This window comes from Roseovarius indicus (genome assembly GCF_008728195.1).
Classification (GTDB): Bacteria; Pseudomonadota; Alphaproteobacteria; order Rhodobacterales; family Rhodobacteraceae; genus Roseovarius; species Roseovarius indicus.
Map to the genome: position 1 here is coordinate 2,375,553 of NZ_CP031598.1, position 17,117 is coordinate 2,392,669.

13 protein-coding genes are annotated in these 17,117 nt (G+C 65.9%); 7 read left to right on the forward strand and 6 right to left on the reverse strand.

Annotated elements, in window-relative coordinates:
- Positions 1–345 carry a hypothetical protein gene (locus RIdsm_RS11030; protein WP_057819387.1) on the forward strand — a complete coding sequence of 115 codons (345 nt, stop codon included), beginning with the start codon at positions 1–3 and terminating at the stop codon, positions 343–345.
- A 147-nt stretch (positions 346–492) separates the two neighbouring features.
- Positions 493–2,064, forward strand: a complete 1,572-nt coding sequence (gene xrtE, locus RIdsm_RS11035) for an exosortase E/protease, VPEID-CTERM system (protein WP_074940618.1) — start codon at positions 493–495, stop codon at positions 2,062–2,064.
- Here the strand turns inward: xrtE and RIdsm_RS11040 are convergent, their stop codons facing one another.
- The 3 genes from RIdsm_RS11040 to RIdsm_RS11050 form a co-directional block, all read right to left on the reverse strand.
- A complete protein-coding gene (locus tag RIdsm_RS11040; RefSeq protein ID WP_057819385.1) occupies positions 2,065–2,310 on the reverse strand; it encodes a VPEID-CTERM sorting domain-containing protein in 246 nt (81 codons plus the stop codon). It lies immediately after the preceding gene.
- A 220-nt stretch (positions 2,311–2,530) separates the two neighbouring features.
- Positions 2,531–6,319 carry an efflux RND transporter permease subunit gene (locus RIdsm_RS11045; RefSeq protein WP_057819383.1) on the reverse strand — a complete coding sequence of 1,263 codons (3,789 nt, stop codon included), beginning with the start codon at positions 6,317–6,319 and terminating at the stop codon, positions 2,531–2,533.
- Positions 6,316–7,656 carry an efflux RND transporter periplasmic adaptor subunit gene (locus tag RIdsm_RS11050; RefSeq protein ID WP_057819381.1) on the reverse strand — a complete coding sequence of 447 codons (1,341 nt, stop codon included), beginning with the start codon at positions 7,654–7,656 and terminating at the stop codon, positions 6,316–6,318. Before RIdsm_RS11050 ends, RIdsm_RS11045 begins: the two co-directional genes overlap by 4 nt.
- Before the next feature lie 232 nt (positions 7,657–7,888).
- Here RIdsm_RS11050 and RIdsm_RS11055 point away from each other — a divergent pair, with 232 nt between their 5' ends.
- The 3 genes from RIdsm_RS11055 (at position 7,889) to der (ending at position 11,438) form a co-directional block, all read left to right on the forward strand.
- Positions 7,889–8,539, forward strand: coding sequence for a tetratricopeptide repeat protein (locus RIdsm_RS11055; protein ID WP_057819379.1), 651 nt, complete (start codon positions 7,889–7,891; stop codon positions 8,537–8,539).
- Positions 8,540–8,605: 66 nt separating this feature from the next.
- Positions 8,606–9,937 (forward strand): PQQ-like beta-propeller repeat protein, encoded by a 1,332-nt coding sequence (locus tag RIdsm_RS11060; protein ID WP_057819377.1) that lies wholly within the window; start codon positions 8,606–8,608, stop codon positions 9,935–9,937.
- Between the two features lie 49 nt (positions 9,938–9,986).
- Positions 9,987–11,438 carry a ribosome biogenesis GTPase Der gene (gene der / locus RIdsm_RS11065; RefSeq protein ID WP_057819376.1) on the forward strand — a complete coding sequence of 484 codons (1,452 nt, stop codon included), beginning with the start codon at positions 9,987–9,989 and terminating at the stop codon, positions 11,436–11,438.
- A 13-nt stretch (positions 11,439–11,451) separates the two neighbouring features.
- Here the strand turns inward: der and RIdsm_RS11070 are convergent, their stop codons facing one another.
- Positions 11,452–12,141 (reverse strand): hypothetical protein, encoded by a 690-nt coding sequence (locus RIdsm_RS11070; protein ID WP_338049631.1) that lies wholly within the window; start codon positions 12,139–12,141, stop codon positions 11,452–11,454.
- A 167-nt stretch (positions 12,142–12,308) separates the two neighbouring features.
- On the opposite strand from RIdsm_RS11070, the gene RIdsm_RS11075 reads away from it, so the two are divergent.
- Entirely contained in the window at positions 12,309–13,298 is a 990-nt protein-coding gene (locus tag RIdsm_RS11075) for a fatty acid desaturase (RefSeq protein WP_057819372.1), read from the forward strand.
- A 152-nt stretch (positions 13,299–13,450) separates the two neighbouring features.
- Entirely contained in the window at positions 13,451–13,687 is a 237-nt protein-coding gene (locus RIdsm_RS11080) for an EF-hand domain-containing protein (protein WP_057819370.1), read from the forward strand.
- 134 nt (positions 13,688–13,821) lie between these two features.
- Here the strand turns inward: RIdsm_RS11080 and serS are convergent, their stop codons facing one another.
- Together serS and RIdsm_RS11090 are read right to left on the reverse strand one after the other, a co-directional pair.
- Complete coding sequence (gene serS / locus RIdsm_RS11085; protein WP_057819368.1) at positions 13,822–15,114, reverse strand: serine--tRNA ligase; 1,293 nt, start codon at positions 15,112–15,114, stop codon at positions 13,822–13,824.
- Between the two features lie 104 nt (positions 15,115–15,218).
- Positions 15,219–16,913 (reverse strand): pentapeptide repeat-containing protein, encoded by a 1,695-nt coding sequence (locus RIdsm_RS11090; protein WP_143100540.1) that lies wholly within the window; start codon positions 16,911–16,913, stop codon positions 15,219–15,221.
- Positions 16,914–17,117 lie beyond the last annotated feature (204 nt).

Genomic DNA, 17,117 nt, shown 5'->3' on the forward strand with positions numbered 1-17,117 from the left:
ATGGCCCGCAAGGAACGCCTCGCCACCCCCGACGGCCGCTATTTCGTCACCCGCGGCCGCCTCTGGCGCTGCACCGATCCGTCGCTGGACGACAGCAAACGCCGCGCGGCGGTCAAGGCGCTGATGCAGGCCCGCCGGGCCGTCCAACTGGCCGACACGCCCGAGGCCGAAGCCGAGGCCCGCGCCAATGTCGACACCGCCAAGCACCGCCTTGGGGAGCGCGGCCCCGTCTGGTGGAAGGACGGCGCCCCAGACGAGGGCGGCCGGCACCCGAAAAACACCAGCTATGCCGACTGGTGGGCCGGTCTGGACGAAGAGACACGCGCCAAGGCCGAGGGAAAGTGAAACGGCCGGGAAGGCCGCGAGTTACGGAGCGCAACCTTCGTATCGCTGCCAAACCGAACCGAAATCACCCGGGTCATGCCATGTTTTCAACAGGTTTGCCCCATAGCGCCTGACGTGACCAATAAGAGCCGAACGGACAAGAGCAGTATGCCGAAACGGGCAATTTGGATTTGCGGCCTTTTCGCCGCCGAGATGGTGCTGATCATGCTGGCCTTCCAGGTGCTGGCCTCGGTCGAATGCCGCCTGACACCCATCGAGGCCGCCTGCAGGGGGCTGCGCGGGGCCGTCGTGCGCGCCATGTGCCTCGGTGCGCTGATCGGCGTCTACCTCTGGGCCGCACCCTCGGCCCGCCACGGCTTCGCCCGCATGGCCCGCGACCGCGACGGCGGCAAGGGGTGGGTCCTGCTGCACGCCGCCGCCTTCGCCGCGGTCTTCGTGCCGCTCTTCGTCATCGCCCCCCGCGACCTCAACGAGCTCTTCGGATACGTCTTCCCGGTCCTGACCGCCGGCGCCCTCACGGCCATGCTGGCGGGGCTCTTCTGGCTCGCCGCGCCGCGCGACTGGCAGCGCTGGCTGCAGGGCCGCACCGGCATACTGCTGGGCATCGCCATACTGGCCTTCCTGCTGCCCGACATCGCCAACGCGCTCGGGCCGCTCTGGTACTGGGACATCCTGACCGAAACCACCTTCCAGGGCGTTGTCCTGCTCATGTCGCTGGTCACCGACGACATGGTCATGGCGCCGCCCTTCCAGGTCATCGGCACGCCGGATTTCCTCGTCTCCATCGCCGACAGCTGCTCGGGCGTCGAAGGCTTCGCGCTCATCACCGCCTTCATGGGCATCTATGCCTGGCTTTTCCGCGACACGCTGCGCATGGTGCGCTTCTGGGGCGTCGTCCTGCCCGTCGCGCTGGCGCTCAGCTGGATGCTCAACATCATCCGCATCACGCTGCTGATCCTGATCGGCGACCGCATTTCGCCGACGCTGGCGCAGAACGGCTTTCACAGCTTCGCAGGCTGGCTTTTCTTCATCGCCCTGGCCTTCGGCGTGTTGGTCGCGGCCAGCCGCATCACGTGGCTCCAGAAAGACACGGGCCATGCCGCCCCGGGCGCCCCGCTGTCCGAGGATGACGCGGCGGTCAAGATCATCCCCTTCATCATCTTCATGGTGTCCGGTGTCTTCGCCCAGGCATTCTGGCCGTCCCCCGAACTGGCCTACCCGATCCAGGCGGCGCTGATGTTCGGCGCGCTCTGGTGGGGCCGGGCGGTGCTGGTGCGCTATGCCGCGTGGCCCGACACGGTCGCCGTTCTGGCAGGCGTCGGCATCGGCGTGGGCTGGCTCCTGATGGCGCCGGAACCCGAACCGGCCTCACAGGCGCTGATGGCGCTCTCGCCCCTGGTCTTCCTGCTCTGGGCCACGATCCGCATCGCCGGCACGGTGCTGTTCGTACCGGTGATCGAGGAGCTGTTCTTCCGGGGATACCTGCAATCGCGCCTCGACATCGGCGGCTGGCCGGGCCGGGCGATCTCTATCGCCGTGCCAACGGCCGCCTTCGCGGCCCTTCATGGCCGTTACCTAGAGGCGGGAATCGCCGGTGTGATCTTCGCGCTGCTCGTCCTGCGGCGCGGGCGGCTGGCCGACGCGATCGCCGCCCATGCCGTGGCCAATGCGCTCATCGCCGCCGTGGCGGCGTGGCGCGGAGACTGGGGACTGATCTGATCAGGCGCTGCGGCGGCGCTTGATTTCCCAGGCCAGCAGAAGCATCGCGGCAACCGCGGCCAGTGCCAGCGCACCGCTCGACACGTCGATCTCCGGTGCCGGTGTCGTGTTGCTGCCGCCGGTGCTGCCGCAGTAGATGCCGTAGCGGCTGCACAGGTAATCGCTCCAGCTTTGTGCCGAAACAACCGCCGCCGTCGACAGGTACATCGTGGTCGCGGCCCCCAAAGTCATGAATACGCGTTTCATGTCCCAACCCTTCCTTGCGGATTAATACTGATTAATTGGCCATATTCATGCCACATTCCTGGGGCGTCGGGCCAAGCTTTTCTCTCACTGTACGCAAGTGGAGGACAATATCCGAAGCTTTGCGCGTACTGTTCCGGGCAGGGGGCCAAAAGGGCGGCGAAATCAGGCAAAATTCTGGCGGCGAGGAAAGGCGAAGCGAATCACCCTTTGCGCGATTCGCCTATTCCGCGGCCTTCAGCGGCTTGCCGCCCCGCGCGCCCAGCACCCGCTGGAAATCGTTCAGGCTGGGGCCGTCATCGCCCGCATCCCCTTCGAACCCGCCCTCGGAATAGCGCTCGTCCTCCCAGATGATCTCGGGCGCGCGCAGCCGCCGCGCCTCGCGGTTCAGCGCCCAGTCCTGCGCCGCCCGGCTCGTCCGGCCCAGCGACAGCTTGGCCATCAGCCGTGCGATCCACTTCACATAGGTCGTGGCCCAGACCCGCAGCGCCAGCATCGACGGCGTGAAGATCAGCGTCAGAACCGTCGCGATGCCCAAGCCGAACACCACGGCCGTCGCCAGCTGCTTCCACCACAGGGCCGTCGGGCTATCCACCGAATAACCGCCCCCGATGAAGTCGAGGCTCAGCCCGAACATCATCGGCGCCAGACCCGCCATCGTCGTGATCGTCGTCAGAAGAACCGGCCTGATCCGCGCTTCCGCCGTCCGCGTGATCGCCTCGATCCGCGGCATGTAGCGGCTGAACTCCTGGTAGGTGTCGATCAGCACGATATTGTTGTTCACCACGATCCCGGCCAGCGCCACGATCCCCGTGCCCGTCATGATGATCGAGAAGGGCTGGTTCATCACCAGCATCCCGATCAGCACGCCCGTGGTCGACAGAACCACCGCCAGAAGCACCAGCACCGCGTTGTAGACGCTGTTGAACTGCGCCAGCAGGATGATGAACATCAGCCCCAGCGCCCCCATGAAGGCCTTTTGCAGGAAGGCACCGGATTCCTCCTGGTCCTCCTGGTCGCCGGTCCATTCATACTCGATCGTGGGGGGCAGAACGCCACTGTCCAGCCATTCCGTCAGCGTCGCGATCCGCTCGTTTGCGTTGATCGGCACCACCTGGCTGTCGCCGCTCTCGTCGGTCACCGTCTTGGTCAGCCCTTCCTTCACCGCCGCCTTCACGTCGAAGAACCGCGTCTGGTCGACCCGGTCGATCTGCGCCAGCCCCTCGACCGGCTTGCGGGTGATGAAGTTCGACAGCGGCACCAGCCCGTCCTCTGTCCGCACCTTCAGCGTGTCGAGCGTGCTCAGCACCCGGTCTTCCTCGGGCAGGCGCACCCTGATCTCGATCTCCTCGTCCGACGACGGCACCCGCATGGTGTCGAGCAGGATCCCCCGCGTCACCAGCTGCACCATCGCCCCCACGGTGGCCACGTCGGCGCCATAGCGGCCGGCCTTCTCGACATCCACGTTGATCTGCCAGTCGATGCGGGGCAGGGGCAGCGTATCTTCCACCAGCGTCAGCCCGCGCGTTTCGTCGAACTTCTTCCGCGCCTCTTCGGTGAACGCCTTCAGCGCCTCCCAATTGTCGCCCTTGATCCGCAAATGCACCGGCTTGGCCGAGGCCGGCCCCTGTTCCAGCGACAGGATTTCGAACTGGATGCCCGGGATCGCCCCAAGCGCCGTCGTCAACTCCTCGATGGTCCGGTCGCCGTCCGCCTCGGGCGCCACCACCGTCCGGTGCACGTCATAATCGATGAAGGGCAGGGTGAACCACGTCTCGCTCGTGGTCGGCCGGTCCTCCCACTTGACGATCTCGAACTGCACCTGTCCGATCGTATCCAGCGGCGGCTGCGCCCCACCGGTATTGTTGTTGAGCCCGCTTTCCCCCGCAAAGGCAAAGGCGCTCAGCACGTTGGGATGGCCCAGCACGATCTGCTCGGCCTCCTCGACCAGCGCATCCTTCTGCTCGATCGACAGATTCCCGCGCGCCTTGACGTAGACGATGGCGTTCTCCGGCTCGGATTCCACGAAGAACTCCGTGCCGTTGTTGTTGTTCGTGTAATAGAGCAGCACCGACCCCACGAAGACGAAGATCGCGCAAAAGGCCACCAGCGGCGCCACCGGGTTGCCCGCGATCAGGTGGATGAACCAGCCGAACACCGTCCGCCGGTACCCGGCCTTCACCTTCCCCTCGCGCCGCGGCAGCACCTTGTTGCGCATCCAGCGCAGCGCGTAACGCACCCGCCGGAAGATCGCCATCAGCCCCAGCAGGATGGCCACGACCCCGGCCACCCCCGCCGCGGCCAGAACCACGACCCCCAGAAGCAGAACGAACACCGTCGCCAGCGTCGGCACGACCGAGCCGAGGATATTCCCGCCGTTCATCTGCGCGAACTGCGCGTTCACCATCTCCAGCAGCGCGGGCGCCACCGCCCCCGCCGCCGCCACCGCCGCGGCAGCCAGGGGGAACAACAGGATGTGCCACAGCCAGAACCCGTGCGCGATCTGCCGGATGCGGCTGTCGAACCACCGCTCGATCCGCCCCGTCACCCCGCCCATCACCGGCAGGTAAATCAGCGCCACCAGCAAGGACGCCGACAGCACGAAGATCAGCGTCACCGGCAGCATCCCCATGAACTGCCCCGGCACGCCGGGCCAGAACAGCATCGGCAGGAAGGCGCACAGCGTCGTGGCCGTCGAACTCACCACCGGCCAGAACATCCGCTTTGCGGCGGCCACGTAGGCATGCATCGGCCCCTCGCCATCGGCAATCCGCTTGTCGGCATATTCCACCACCACGATGGCGCCATCCACCAGCATGCCCACGGCCAGGATCAGCCCGAACATCACGATGTTCGACACCGACACGCCCATCACCGCCAAAAGGGCAAAGCACAAAAGGAACGAGGTCGGAATGGCGAACCCCACCAGCAGGGCAGGGCGGATGCCAAGCGCGGCCAGCGTCACGATCATCACCAGCGCAATCGCCGTCAGAACCGAGCCCTCGAGCTGGCTGACCATCGACTCGATGATCCGCGACTGGTCGTTCGAAGTGCCCACCTGCACGGCGGCCCGCAGCTGATCTGGCCACGTCTCTTCCGCCTCCTCCACCGTCTCGCGGATCAGCGCGGCGGTGTCGATGATGTTGAACCCCTTCCGCTTGACCACTTGCAGCGCCACGGTGTTCTCGCCGTTGAACCGCGCCGTGCCCATCCGGTCTTCGAAGGTCAGGTTGATCGTCGCCAGATCGCCCAGCGTCACCACCCGGTCGCCATTGGTCTTGACCGGCAGGTTGTAGATATCCCGCGTCTCGTCGAAAGAGGACGGGATCTTGACCGAGAACGCCCCCTGCGACGTGTCCACCTCGCCCGCCGCGATCAACTGGTTGTTGTTCTGCACCACGTTGATCAGCTCAAGCGCGGTGACGTTGTAGGCCTCCAGCCTCAGCGGGTCGATCACCACCTCGACCATCTCGTCGCGGTTCCCGGCAATCCCGGCCTCCAGCACCGGCTCGAGCCCTTCCAGCCTGTCCTGAAGGTCCTTCGCCAGGTGCGCCATGGTCCGCTCGGGCACGTCGCCCGACAGGTTCACGATGATGATCGGGAATTCCGAGAAGTTGATCTCGCTGATCGAGTACTTGTCCGCGCCTTCCGGAAACTCGGCCTCCGCCGCGTTCATGGAATCGCGCACATCGGCCATGATCTTGGTCTTGTCCCAGCCGAACTCGAACTCCAGCGCAACGCCCGCGTAATTCTCGGCCGCGGTGCCCGTCATCGTCTTCAGCCCGTCAAGGTCGGAAAGCTCCGTCTCCATCACCTTGACCAGAAGCTTCTCGCTGTCCTCGGCGGAAATACCCGGAAACTGCACCGACACGAACAGCGCCGGGATCTCGATATCCGGCTCGCCCTCCTTCGGAAGGCCCACATAGGCCGCCGACCCGGCGATGATGGACAGCACGATGAAGGCCACCACCATCCGGGCACGGGATGCGGCCCAGTCGACGATCCCCGTCATTGGCCGACCTCGCGGAAGACCGGCGCCACCTCGACGCCGTCGGTCACGTATTCCTGCCCGATCACGATCACGTCGGCCTCCGCGGGCAGACCCGCCAGCCACGCGCCGTTGGGCGTATCCCTCAGCAGGCTCACCGGCACGAAGGAGACAAGCTTGTCCTCGCCCACCGTCCTTACGCCCAGCGTGCCCTCGTCATTCAGCGTCATCGCCGAAGTCGGCAGCAGATGTGCATTCGTCCCCTCGGCGGCAATCTCGATCTCGGCAGTCTGCCCATCCCGCAGGCTCAGCTCCGGGTTGGGCACCTGGATATCCACCCGGAACGTCCGGGTCGTCTCGTCGGCCGCGCGCGAGATGAAAACCACCTCGCCCTCGACCGTCTCGCCCGAGGCCAGCTCGGCCCGGGCCGTCGCGCCCATCTCGACCCGGCTGACCGCCGTCTCGGGCACGTAGCCCACCAGCATCATCGGATCGAGCCGGATCACCGTGGCGCACAGGCTGCCGGGCTGCAGAAGACTGCCCCGCTCGGCACTGTCGCTCTCCAGAAGCCCCGAGAAGGGCGCGCTGATCGTCAGCCGCTCGATTTCCCGCTTGGCCGAGGCAACAGCCGCCTGCGCGCTCTGCACGCCAGCCTTGGCGGCCTCCACGTTGGCGGCGACCGTATCCAGCCCCGATTCCGCGGCCCGCAGGCCCGCCCGCGCGCTGACGATCCCGGCCTCGGCCCCGCGCACGGCAGCCTCTGTCGCGGCCACCCGCGTCTGCGAGGCATAGCCATCCTCGCTCAGCCGGCTCGCCGCGTTCGCGTTGATCTCCGCCTCGGCCAGGCGTGATTCCGCCTCCGTGAGCCGCGCATCGGCCTCTTCCACCCGGGCCTCCGCCTCGGGCTTCTTGGCCTGCGCTTCCGGCACCCGGGCCTGCGCCTCGGCCAGCCGCGCCTGCGCTTCGGCCAGAACCGACTCGCGCGTGCCGGGGTCCAGCTCGCACAGAACCTCGCCCTCGTCGACGAAACTGCCCTTGCGCAGCGGCTCCGACACGACCTGGCCGGTGGTCTCGGCCCGAAGCTCCACCTGCCGGTCCGCCTCGGTCTGCCCGCGCACCACGACCGCCCGGTCGATCGGCCGCGCCTTCGAATGCACCGCCACCACGCTGACCGCAGGCTCGCCCGCCGCCGGGTCGTCACCGGCGCCCTTGTCTTCCGCGGGGGCAGGGGCCTCGTCCGCCACCGCCTCTTCCGTTGCGTCCGGTTGCGGCAGCAGGGCAAGTACCCGATCCCGCTCGAAGACGAACGCGTAGATCGCGGCGATCACCAGAATGGCAGCCAGGATTGGAAACAGTCGCATATCTCAACTTTCTGCGCAGACGGGGCCGAAACAAGCGTCACATGGGGCGCCAAGCCTGTTTTGCAACGGCTACCTACCCTGAACCAACCAGTTTAGTTTAAGGTTTTTGACGTTGCCGTTCAAGACGCACAATTCTGGGGTCTTCATGCAACACCGCGCGCCTCTTGGCAGCGCCGGATGCACACTGTAAGAGGGGGCAACCGGCCCAGACACTTAACAGGCGCGAGGCACCGTGAGCGACAGCGACAGTTTCATCGACGAGGTCACCGAAGAGGTCCGCCGCGACCGGTTTTACCGTAACGTGCGCCGCTACGGCTGGATCGCCGTACTCGCCGTGGTTCTGCTGGTCGGCGGCGCCGGCTGGTACGAGTGGCAAAAGGCCCAGGAACGCCAGCAGGCCCAGGCCTTCGGCGATGCCATCCTGTCGGCCCTCAACGCGCCCGAACGTGCGGCCCGCGCCGAGGCGCTTGACGAAATCGACGCCCCCACCGATGGCGGCCGTGCCGTGCTCGCCCTGCTCACCGCCGCCGAAGAGGGCACCGAGAACCCCGAAAGCGCCGCACAGCGCCTGCTGACCATGGCCGACAGCCAGGGCGTGCCGCAGGTCTACCGCCAGCTTGCCACCCTCAAGGCCGTCACCATCCCGGATGCCGGTCTCAGCGTCGAAGACCGCCGCATGCGCCTCGACGGGCTCACCAATGCCGGCGGGCTCACGCGGCTCCTGGCCGAAGAACAACTCGCCCTCCTCGACCTCGAAGAGGGCAACCGCGACGCCGCCCTTGAACGGCTTCAGCGGATCGTCGAAGATGCCGAGGCAACGGCAGGCTTGCGCCAGCGGGTCAGCCAAGTGATTGTGGCTCTCGGCGAGGAGCCGGCCGCATAACGCGGCACCGAATTTTATAAGCCGGGTTCAATCCGGCGATACGCACCAAAGACGGGGGCGAAAGCGTTGAAACGAATTGCGATTTCTCTTGGACTGGCCGGGGTTGCCCTGCTGGCGGCCTGTGAAAAGAAAGAGGTCATCCTCGTCGGCGAGCGGGAAAATATCCGCGCCGTCCTGTCGGAAGGCAACGCCGAAACCACGCTGGCCTCGGCCGAAGCTCCCGCCTCCGCGCCGCCGCTCAACCTGCCGGCTACCCGCGCCAACACCGACTGGACGCAAAGTATCGCCACCCCGGCGACCCGCACCGCCCACCCGGCGCTCAGCGGCTCGCCCCGCCTGATCTGGTCGGTCGACATCGGTGCCGGCGATGGCAAGCGCAACCGCATCAATGCCGACCCGGTCGTCGCCGGCGGCCGCGTCTTCACCCTCGATTCGGAGGCCCGCGTCAGCGCCGTCTCGACGTCGGGCCAACTGCTCTGGACCCGCGATCTCACCCCGGCCAACGATTCCGCCTCCGACGCCAGCGGCGGCGGGCTCGCCTACGGCGCCGGCAAGGTTTTCGTGTCGTCGGGCTTCGGCCTGCTCACCGCCCTCGACGCCGCCTCCGGTGCCGAGATCTGGCAGCAGGACCTGCGCACCACCGGCACCGGCAGCCCCACCGTCTATGACGGGCTCGTCTACCTCGTCTCGGGCGACGAGGTCGGCTGGGCGCTCGACGCCAATGACGGCCGCATCAAGTGGCAGATGACGGGCACTCCCGACAACAACAACGTGCTCGGCGCTCCGGCGCCCGCCATCTCCAGCAAATACGCCGTTTTCGCCTTCGGCTCGGGCCAGGTGCAGGGCGCCTTCCGCAAGGGCGGGCTGCGCCGCTGGGATGCCCAGGTCGCCGGCCGCCGTACCGGTTTCGGCACCGGCAGCGTCACCGACATCACCACCGACCCGGTGATCGACGGCAACACCATCTATGTCGGCAGCCATTCCGGCCGCACCATCGCGCTCGATCTCGGCAATGGCGAACGCCTCTGGACAGCGCCCGACGGACCACTCAACCCGGTCTGGCCGGCCGGCGACTCGATCTTCATGGTCTCCGACCGCAACGAGCTTCTGCGCCTATCCGCCCGCGACGGCAGCCGCCTCTGGGCGCGCGAACTGCCCTTCTTCACCAAGTCGAAGCCCCGCCGCCAGAACGAGATCTACGCCCACCATGGCCCGATCATCGCCGGCGGCCGGCTCATCATCGCGTCGAATGACGGCCTGATGCGCTTCTTCAACCCGCAGAACGGCGCGACGATCGGCTCCGTCGCGATCCCCGGCGGCGCAACGACCGAACCGGTCGTCGCAGGCAGCACGCTCTACGTCGTTTCGACCGACGGGAAATTGCTGGCTTTCCGTTGATCGCGGAATGCGGTAACAGGGCGGCTTGATCCGCTTTGGAGCATAGGAAATGACGTTCTCCCTCGCCATCGTGGGCCGCCCGAACGTGGGCAAGTCCACGCTGTTCAACCGCTTTGTCGGCAAACGCCTGGCCTTGGTCGACAACCAGCCCGGCGTCACCCGTGACCTGCGCGAGGGCGAGGGGCGGCTGGGCGACCTGCGTTTCACCGTGATCGACACCGCCGGCCTGGAAGAGGCCACCGACGCCTCGCTCGAGGGCCGTATGCGCAAGCTCACCGAGCGCGCGGTCGACATGGCCGATGTCTGCCTGTTCCTCATCGACGCCCGCACCGGCGTCACCCCCACGGATGAGCTCTTCGCCGATATCCTGCGCAAGCGCTGCGACCACGTGATCCTGGCCGCCAACAAGGCCGAGGGCTCCGCCGCCGACGCGGGCGTGATCGAGGCGTACTCGCTGGGCCTCGGCGAACCCGTCCGCCTCTCGGCCGAACACGGCGAGGGCATGAACGACATCTACACCCACCTCATGCCGCTCGCCGACGAGTTCGCCAAGCGCGCCGAGGCCGAGGCGCCCGAAACCGACGTCACCCTCGACGAGGCCGAGGCAGAGGAAGACGGCGTCCGCCGCCCCACGCAAGACCGCCCCCTTCAGGTCGCCGTCGTTGGCCGGCCCAATGCCGGAAAATCCACCCTTATCAACAAGATACTTGGCGAAGATCGCCTGCTCACCGGCCCCGAGGCCGGTATCACCCGCGACGCCATCTCGCTCAAGCTCGACTGGGATGGCCTGCCGGTCCGCATCTTCGACACCGCCGGCATGCGCAAGAAGGCCCGCGTACAGGACAAGGTCGAGAAACTCTCGGTCGCCGACGGCCTGCGCGCGGTGAAGTTCGCCGAGGTGGTCGTCGTCCTGCTCGACGCGGCCATCCCCTTCGAACAGCAAGACCTCCGCATCGCCGACCTCGCCGAGCGTGAGGGTCGCGCCGTCGTCCTTGCCGTCAACAAGTGGGACGTGGAAACGGAGAAGCAGGAGAAACTCCGCGATCTGCGCGAGGCCTTCGAACGCCTCCTGCCGCAGCTGCGCGGCGCCCCGCTCGTGACCGTCTCGGCCAAGACGGGGCAGGGGCTCGATCGCCTTCGTGCCGCCGTCGAAAAGGCCCATGACGTCTGGAACCGCCGCGTCTCCACCGCCCGCCTCAACCGCTGGCTCACCGGCATGCTCGAGGCGCACCCGCCGCCCGCGCCCGGCGGCCGCCGCATCAAGCTGCGCTACATGACCCAGGCCAAAACCCGGCCGCCCGGGTTCGTCGTCATGTGCTCGCATCCGGAAAAACTGCCCGATAGCTATTCTCGCTACCTTATCAATGGCTTGCGGGAAGACTTTGACATGCCCGGCACGCCCATCCGCCTGCACATGCGCTCACAGGCCGACAAGAACCCCTACAAGGGCAAGAAGAAATCGACGCCCTCGCGCCTGCGCAAACACCTGAAAGACAAGTGACGCCGGCGCCGGCTCAGGCCGTGCGCCACATCATCACGCCCAGCCCCGCGATCCCGGCAGCGGCCAGCCCCAGCACGGCCGGGTTCATCGGCTCGAGGTTGCCCACGGCCACGCCCACAAGTGCCCAGATCACCGCGGCGCCGTATTCCGGCGTTCCCGGCCGCATGGCCAGCACGGCAGACGCAAGAAGCAGTGCCAGAACCAGCACGAACAGCGCCGCACCCTGCGGGTAGGCAACGCCATACCCGGCCAGAAGCAGCCCCAGCCCCGTGCAGGCCGCCGCCGTCAGCCAGCCGGCAAACACCGCGATCGGCGCCTGCAGCCAAAGCCGGTCGCTGCGCCCGGTCTGCATCAGCGCCGCCAGCGCCGAGCCCAGGATCACCCAAAGCAACGCGGTTGCCGCCAGCGGCGAAACCACCGCCACCGGCAACCATGCCGTTCCAACCGCAAGGCTGATGAACAATGGCGCCCGATGCGCCGCCCATCGCGGGTCATCGGCCCGCCAGAACAGGCCGTACCCGGTGCCGGCGATCATCCAGGCGTAGATCAGGAACCAGATGGAAAACGCATAGCCCGCAGGCTGCGCCGGCGGATTTTCCTGCGGTATGGGGAACTGCCCCGGGTCGAACCCGTCGAACCCGCGCACGAAAAGCGGAGACGCCGCAAACGCCACAGCGGCCACGAAAACCAGTATCGCCAGCATTCGAGTCATCGATGTTTACATGGGGCGATAACCCGCCGCTTCAACCACCCGCCCGGTTTTCCCGTATCGCGGGACTTGAGATGTAATTAAAATGTCCCAAATAACGGTTAAGTGATCAGCGTAACGAATTGCGATCCAGTAATTTTTGACGGTTCGGGACAAAGACAATGACGGATATTCGCGAGTACACCCGCAAATACGCGATCAAAAGTGATGCCATGGGCGCACTCAGCTTCTTCGCATCCCTCGCAGCCTATGGCGCGGCGCTGACGCTGGGCGCCAGCTATGCCACGACCCTCTGGATCTCGGTCCCGATGGTGGTGATCCTCGCCTTCGCCTCGGTTCGGCTCTACGTGCTTCAGCACGATTGCGGCCACCACTCTCTGTTCGAAACGAAGTGGATGAACGATGCGGCGGGTTACGTGCTCTCCATTTTCTCGCTCACGCCCTTCCGGGTCATGCAGTACAACCACAACCTGCACCACGCCTATCTCGGCAATCTCGAACACCGCGAGACGACCGAGGTCTACACCATGACTCTCCGCGAATGGCAGGAAGCGGGCTTTTTCAACCGCCTCTGGTACCGGCTCTACCGCAACCCGCTGATCATGCTGTCGCTGGGCGGCCTCTACACCTATTTCATCGCCTACCGCTGGCCCCGCAACACGCTCAAGGTCGGGGCAGGGGGTGTCATCGCCCATAACCTGATGCTCGCCGCCTACGTGGCCCTCGTCTACCTGGCGTTCGGGATTCCGGGCCTCGTCGTCCTCGCCGCCAGCGCCATCATCGCGGGCGTCATCGGCGTCTTCCTCGTCTACCTGCAGCACAATTTCGAGGACACCTACTGGGACCGCAAACCGGATCTCGATTTCCGCAAGGCCACCCTTGTCGGTTCAAGCTCGCTCGACCTCGGCCACTGGTGGGATGTCGGCACCGGCAATATCGCCTACCACGACCTGCACCACTTCAACCCCTCGATCCCGTCCTTCATGCTCCGCAAATGCCAGAACAACCTGCCGGACGAGCTGAAGAGCCACGACGTGATCCGCTGGCCCGAGGCGATCCGTTCCTTCCGGCTCAAGCTCTGGGACGAAGACGCCGAACGCCTCGTGCCCTTCCCGAAAGAGCCCGCCCACGGCATGGCCGCGGCGGGCTGAACGCCCCGCCGTGCATCGGCCAAAAGGCGCTTAGCCTTGTGCCCTACGCCCCAAGATTTCCGTTGCGAAAAGAGGGCGTTATGGCAGATTCGCGGCGAAGGCGATGTTGCCTTCGAATCGGCGGCAGCAGCCGCCCTGGAGTAAGACCCCAAATGAAAACCCGTGTTCTGTGCCTTGCCGCCATCCTGGCGGTTGCCGCGGTTCAGACCCATGCCGAAACCATGGTGGAAGACACCGATGGCAACGGCGCCTACTCGATGGACGAGATGACCGCCGCCTATCCCGAACTGACCGAGGACGACTTCGTCGAGATCGACACCGACGCCTCCGGCGATATCAGCACCGAAGAGCTGACGCTCGCCACCGAAAGCGGCCTGCTCAGCAACTGATCCCGCCGCAAACCTTTTTCTGACTGTCCCTTCGACTGCCCCGGTGGTGCCCCAGCCACCGGGGTTTTTTGATGGGCCAGTGTCGCGGACCCCGTAGGCCGGGCTTCAGCCCGGCCCCACCGGCACCCAAAATGTTACGCCAACACCCCGTCCGCGCCCAACCGCGTCTTGCCGCGCAGGTAGGGGTGCAGCGCCTCCGGCAGCTCGACCGAGCCATCTTCCCGCTGACCGTTCTCAAGCACCGCGATCAGGCACCGCCCCACCGCCAGCCCCGAGCCGTTCAGCGTATGCAGGAACTGCGGCTTGCCGCCATCCGCCGGCTTGAACCGCGCGTTCATCCGCCGCGCCTGGAACTCGCCGCAGACCGAGCAGGAGGAAATCTCGCGATAGAGGTTCTGCCCCGGCAGCCACACCTCGATGTCATGCGTCCGCCGCGCGCCGAACCCCATGTCGCCCGTGCACAGCACGATCGTCCGGTAAGCCAGGCCCAGCCGTTCCAGAATCCCCTGCGCACAGCCCGTCATCCGGTCCAGCTCCTCGCGGGACTTCTCCGGATGCGTCACGCTCACCATCTCGACCTTCTCGAACTGGTGCTGCCTGAGCATCCCGGCCGTGTCCTTGCCGGCACTCCCGGCTTCCGAGCGGAAACACTGCGTATGCGCCACGTACCGGCGGGGCAGATAGCTTTCCTCCACCGTCAGCCCGTTGACGATATTGGTCAGCGTCACCTCCGCCGTCGGCACCAGCCACCAGCCGTTCGTCGTCCGATAGCTGTCCTCGCCGAATTTCGGCAACTGACCGGTGCCATACATCATCTCGTCGCGCACCAGCACCGGCGTCCATGTCTCCGACAGGCCGTTCTCCTCGGTGTGCACGTCCAGCATGAACTGCGCCAGCGCCCGGTGAATGCGCGCCACGCCCCCCGACAGCACCACGAAGCGCGAGCCGGAAAGCTTGGCCGCCGTCTCGAAATCCATCCCCGGCTTCACGCCCTCGAGCTCGTAATGCTCCTTCGGCTGAAAATCGAACCCCTTCGGCTCGCCCCAGCGATGGATCTCGACATTGTCGGCCTCGTCGGCGCCATCCGGCACGTCCTCCATCGGCAGGTTGGGCAGCGACATCAGCAGGTCGGTGAGCGCCCCGTCAAGCTCCTTGGCCTCGGCCTGCATCGCCGCCACCTCGGCCTTCTTCTCAGCCACAGTGGCGCGCAGCCGCTCGAACTCGGCCTCGTCGCCCTTGGCCTTGGCGGCGCCGACCTCCTTGCTCGCCCGGTTCTGCTCCGCCTGCGCCGTCTCGGCCGCCTGGATCCGTGCCCGCCGCGCTTCATCGGCCTTCAGGATCTCCGACGACGCATCCGACACCCCGCGCCGGGCCATGGCGGCATCGAAGGCTGCTGGATTTTCACGGATCGCGCGGATGTCGTGCATCGGACTGGTTCCTTGAGTTGAGTGAGTCGTGCGCGCCTTATGCCCCAGAATTTTGCCGAGGTGTAGGGCGGGCTTCAGCCCGCCATGCCATCCCGTCTTTAACCCTATCCCTCGTCCGCGTCCTTCGGCGGCTCGTAGGCACCCGGATCGGCCTGCCACTTGCGCCACTCGTAGATAAACAGACCTATCCTTTCGCCGTCCTCGGTTTCAGCAACTCCATCAAGCGCATGCTCCGGCCAGTGTTTCGGCCAAGCCACGCCTTTGGGCAGCGTGACCGAGCCATCGCCGTACATCTCCTCCAGATGTTCGGCGATCTGTGGTACGTCAGAACAATCAAAAGACCTCACGGCGGCACCTCGAAGAGTAGCAGTCGTGACGTCTGTTTGAGCGTCGAACCGCGCCTCCACGAGGAACGCCCCTTGCAAGCGCGCCTCCCTGAGGAACGCCACTTGCAAGCGCGCCTCCCAGAGGTCTGCACCCTGCAGGCGCGCCCGCCCAAGGTTTGCCCCCTGCAACCGTGCCTCCCAGAGGTTTGCCCCCTGCGACCGCACCTCCACGAGGCTCGCCCTCTGCAACCGCGCCTCCCAAAGTTGCGTTCCCTGCAGGCGCGCTTTCCAGAAGTTTGCCCCCTGTAAGCGCGCCTCTACGAGATTCGCGCCTTGCAACCGTGTCAGCACAAGGTTTGCGCCCTGCAATTGGGCTTCCCCGACGTCCGCGCCCTGCAAACGCGCATCCCAGAGGTTCGCGCCCCGCAACTGCGCTCCCCCAAGGTCCGCCCCCTGCAAAAAGCTTCCGGTGAGTTTCGCGCCGTTCAAGTTCAACCCCGACAAGTCGGCGCCGCGCAGATCGGCATTGCGCAGGTCTAGCCGGTAGCCCTCGTAGCCGTGTAAGGATTTCTCCCAATCTCCGAGGGCCTTAAGATAGGCATCGAGCGCCGAAGGGTCGTGGCCATCCTCCGGCCCGTCATACTCGGGGCACTGAAGATCGAAGATGAACGCGGCATCCTCCGCCGCGTCTCCACGCCGGGCCTCTAACAGCCGCTCTTCCGGCCGCCGTCGCCCCAGCACCGTCAGTGCCACCTGGATGTCCTCGCGCGGCTTCAGCCCGACTTGGGCCCTCCTTTGCGCCTCGCGGAAGGCCTCCAGCCGCTCCCCCCAATCTGCCTCCAGCGGCCCGTCGTCCTCGCTCTCCTTGATCTCCAACTGGGGCCAGTCGTCGGTTTGCGGTGCCGGGGCGTTCTGCCGGATATAGGCGCAGAGGATTTCCATGATCTGCACATGGTCCCGGTCACCGTCCTGCGCGATCCGCTCCAGCGCATAGATTGCCCCGATGCGCACTTCGAGGTTGGGTCTCGTGCGATCCGCAACCTTCCACTCGCCGCGTTCGACATTTTGGGCACCTTCAGGCAGTTTGAAATCTTCGTCCCGCCCCTCGAATCCTGTGCGAACCTCCCCGTCCAGTTTGTACGTTACATTACGCCAAACCCGGCTGACGACCTTCTCGGTTCCCAGCCCTTCCACTGCCTTGTTGATCCGGTCGGTGATATGCCCCTGTTCAGCCACGTCCGCCTGTTTCTGAGCGACGATAGCGCGCCAAATGACGAAAGGCGCGCCAAGCAGGGCGACGATCACCGCTCCAGTGCCAAACCCGGCGCGCGGCGCATCGAGCCCGAAATCGAAGAGAGCATGGCCCAACATCACGAAGGCGGCAGAAAGGGCCATTGCGAAAAGCAGGAACATCACGATCGAGAAGAGCGGCCCGAGCCATCGTGCCACAGTCCAGACCGGACGGCGGTTCAAACCGAACCAACCGAGAATATCGGGTTTGTCAGATCGGCTCACAAAATGCCTCGCCTAATACAATTCTGAACAACTTACCCGCGAAACTCCAAATCCCCAACCCGACACAAACACCGACAAAATACCGACGTTATACCGACGCGATACCGACACCCGTTTCCCGCCTTGCAAATACCTCCCCCCGGACTTAGGTTCCGGCAAAAT

Bases quoted from the DNA above. Each gene is read 5' to 3' on its own strand.
- RIdsm_RS11050 (WP_057819381.1), bottom strand. From the start codon at position 7,656: ATGCGACTGTTTCCAATCCTGGCTGCCATTCTGGTGATCGCCGCGATC.
- RIdsm_RS11030 (WP_057819387.1), top strand. From the start codon at position 1: ATGGCCCGCAAGGAACGCCTCGCCACCCCCGACGGCCGCTATTTCGTC.
- RIdsm_RS11070 (WP_338049631.1), bottom strand. From the start codon at position 12,141: ATGCTGGCGATACTGGTTTTCGTGGCCGCTGTGGCGTTTGCGGCGTCT.
- der (WP_057819376.1), top strand. From the start codon at position 9,987: ATGACGTTCTCCCTCGCCATCGTGGGCCGCCCGAACGTGGGCAAGTCC.
- RIdsm_RS11080 (WP_057819370.1), top strand. From the start codon at position 13,451: ATGAAAACCCGTGTTCTGTGCCTTGCCGCCATCCTGGCGGTTGCCGCG.
- xrtE (WP_074940618.1), top strand. From the start codon at position 493: ATGCCGAAACGGGCAATTTGGATTTGCGGCCTTTTCGCCGCCGAGATG.
- serS (WP_057819368.1), bottom strand. From the start codon at position 15,114: ATGCACGACATCCGCGCGATCCGTGAAAATCCAGCAGCCTTCGATGCC.
- RIdsm_RS11075 (WP_057819372.1), top strand. From the start codon at position 12,309: ATGACGGATATTCGCGAGTACACCCGCAAATACGCGATCAAAAGTGAT.
- RIdsm_RS11040 (WP_057819385.1), bottom strand. From the start codon at position 2,310: ATGAAACGCGTATTCATGACTTTGGGGGCCGCGACCACGATGTACCTG.
- RIdsm_RS11045 (WP_057819383.1), bottom strand. From the start codon at position 6,319: ATGACGGGGATCGTCGACTGGGCCGCATCCCGTGCCCGGATGGTGGTG.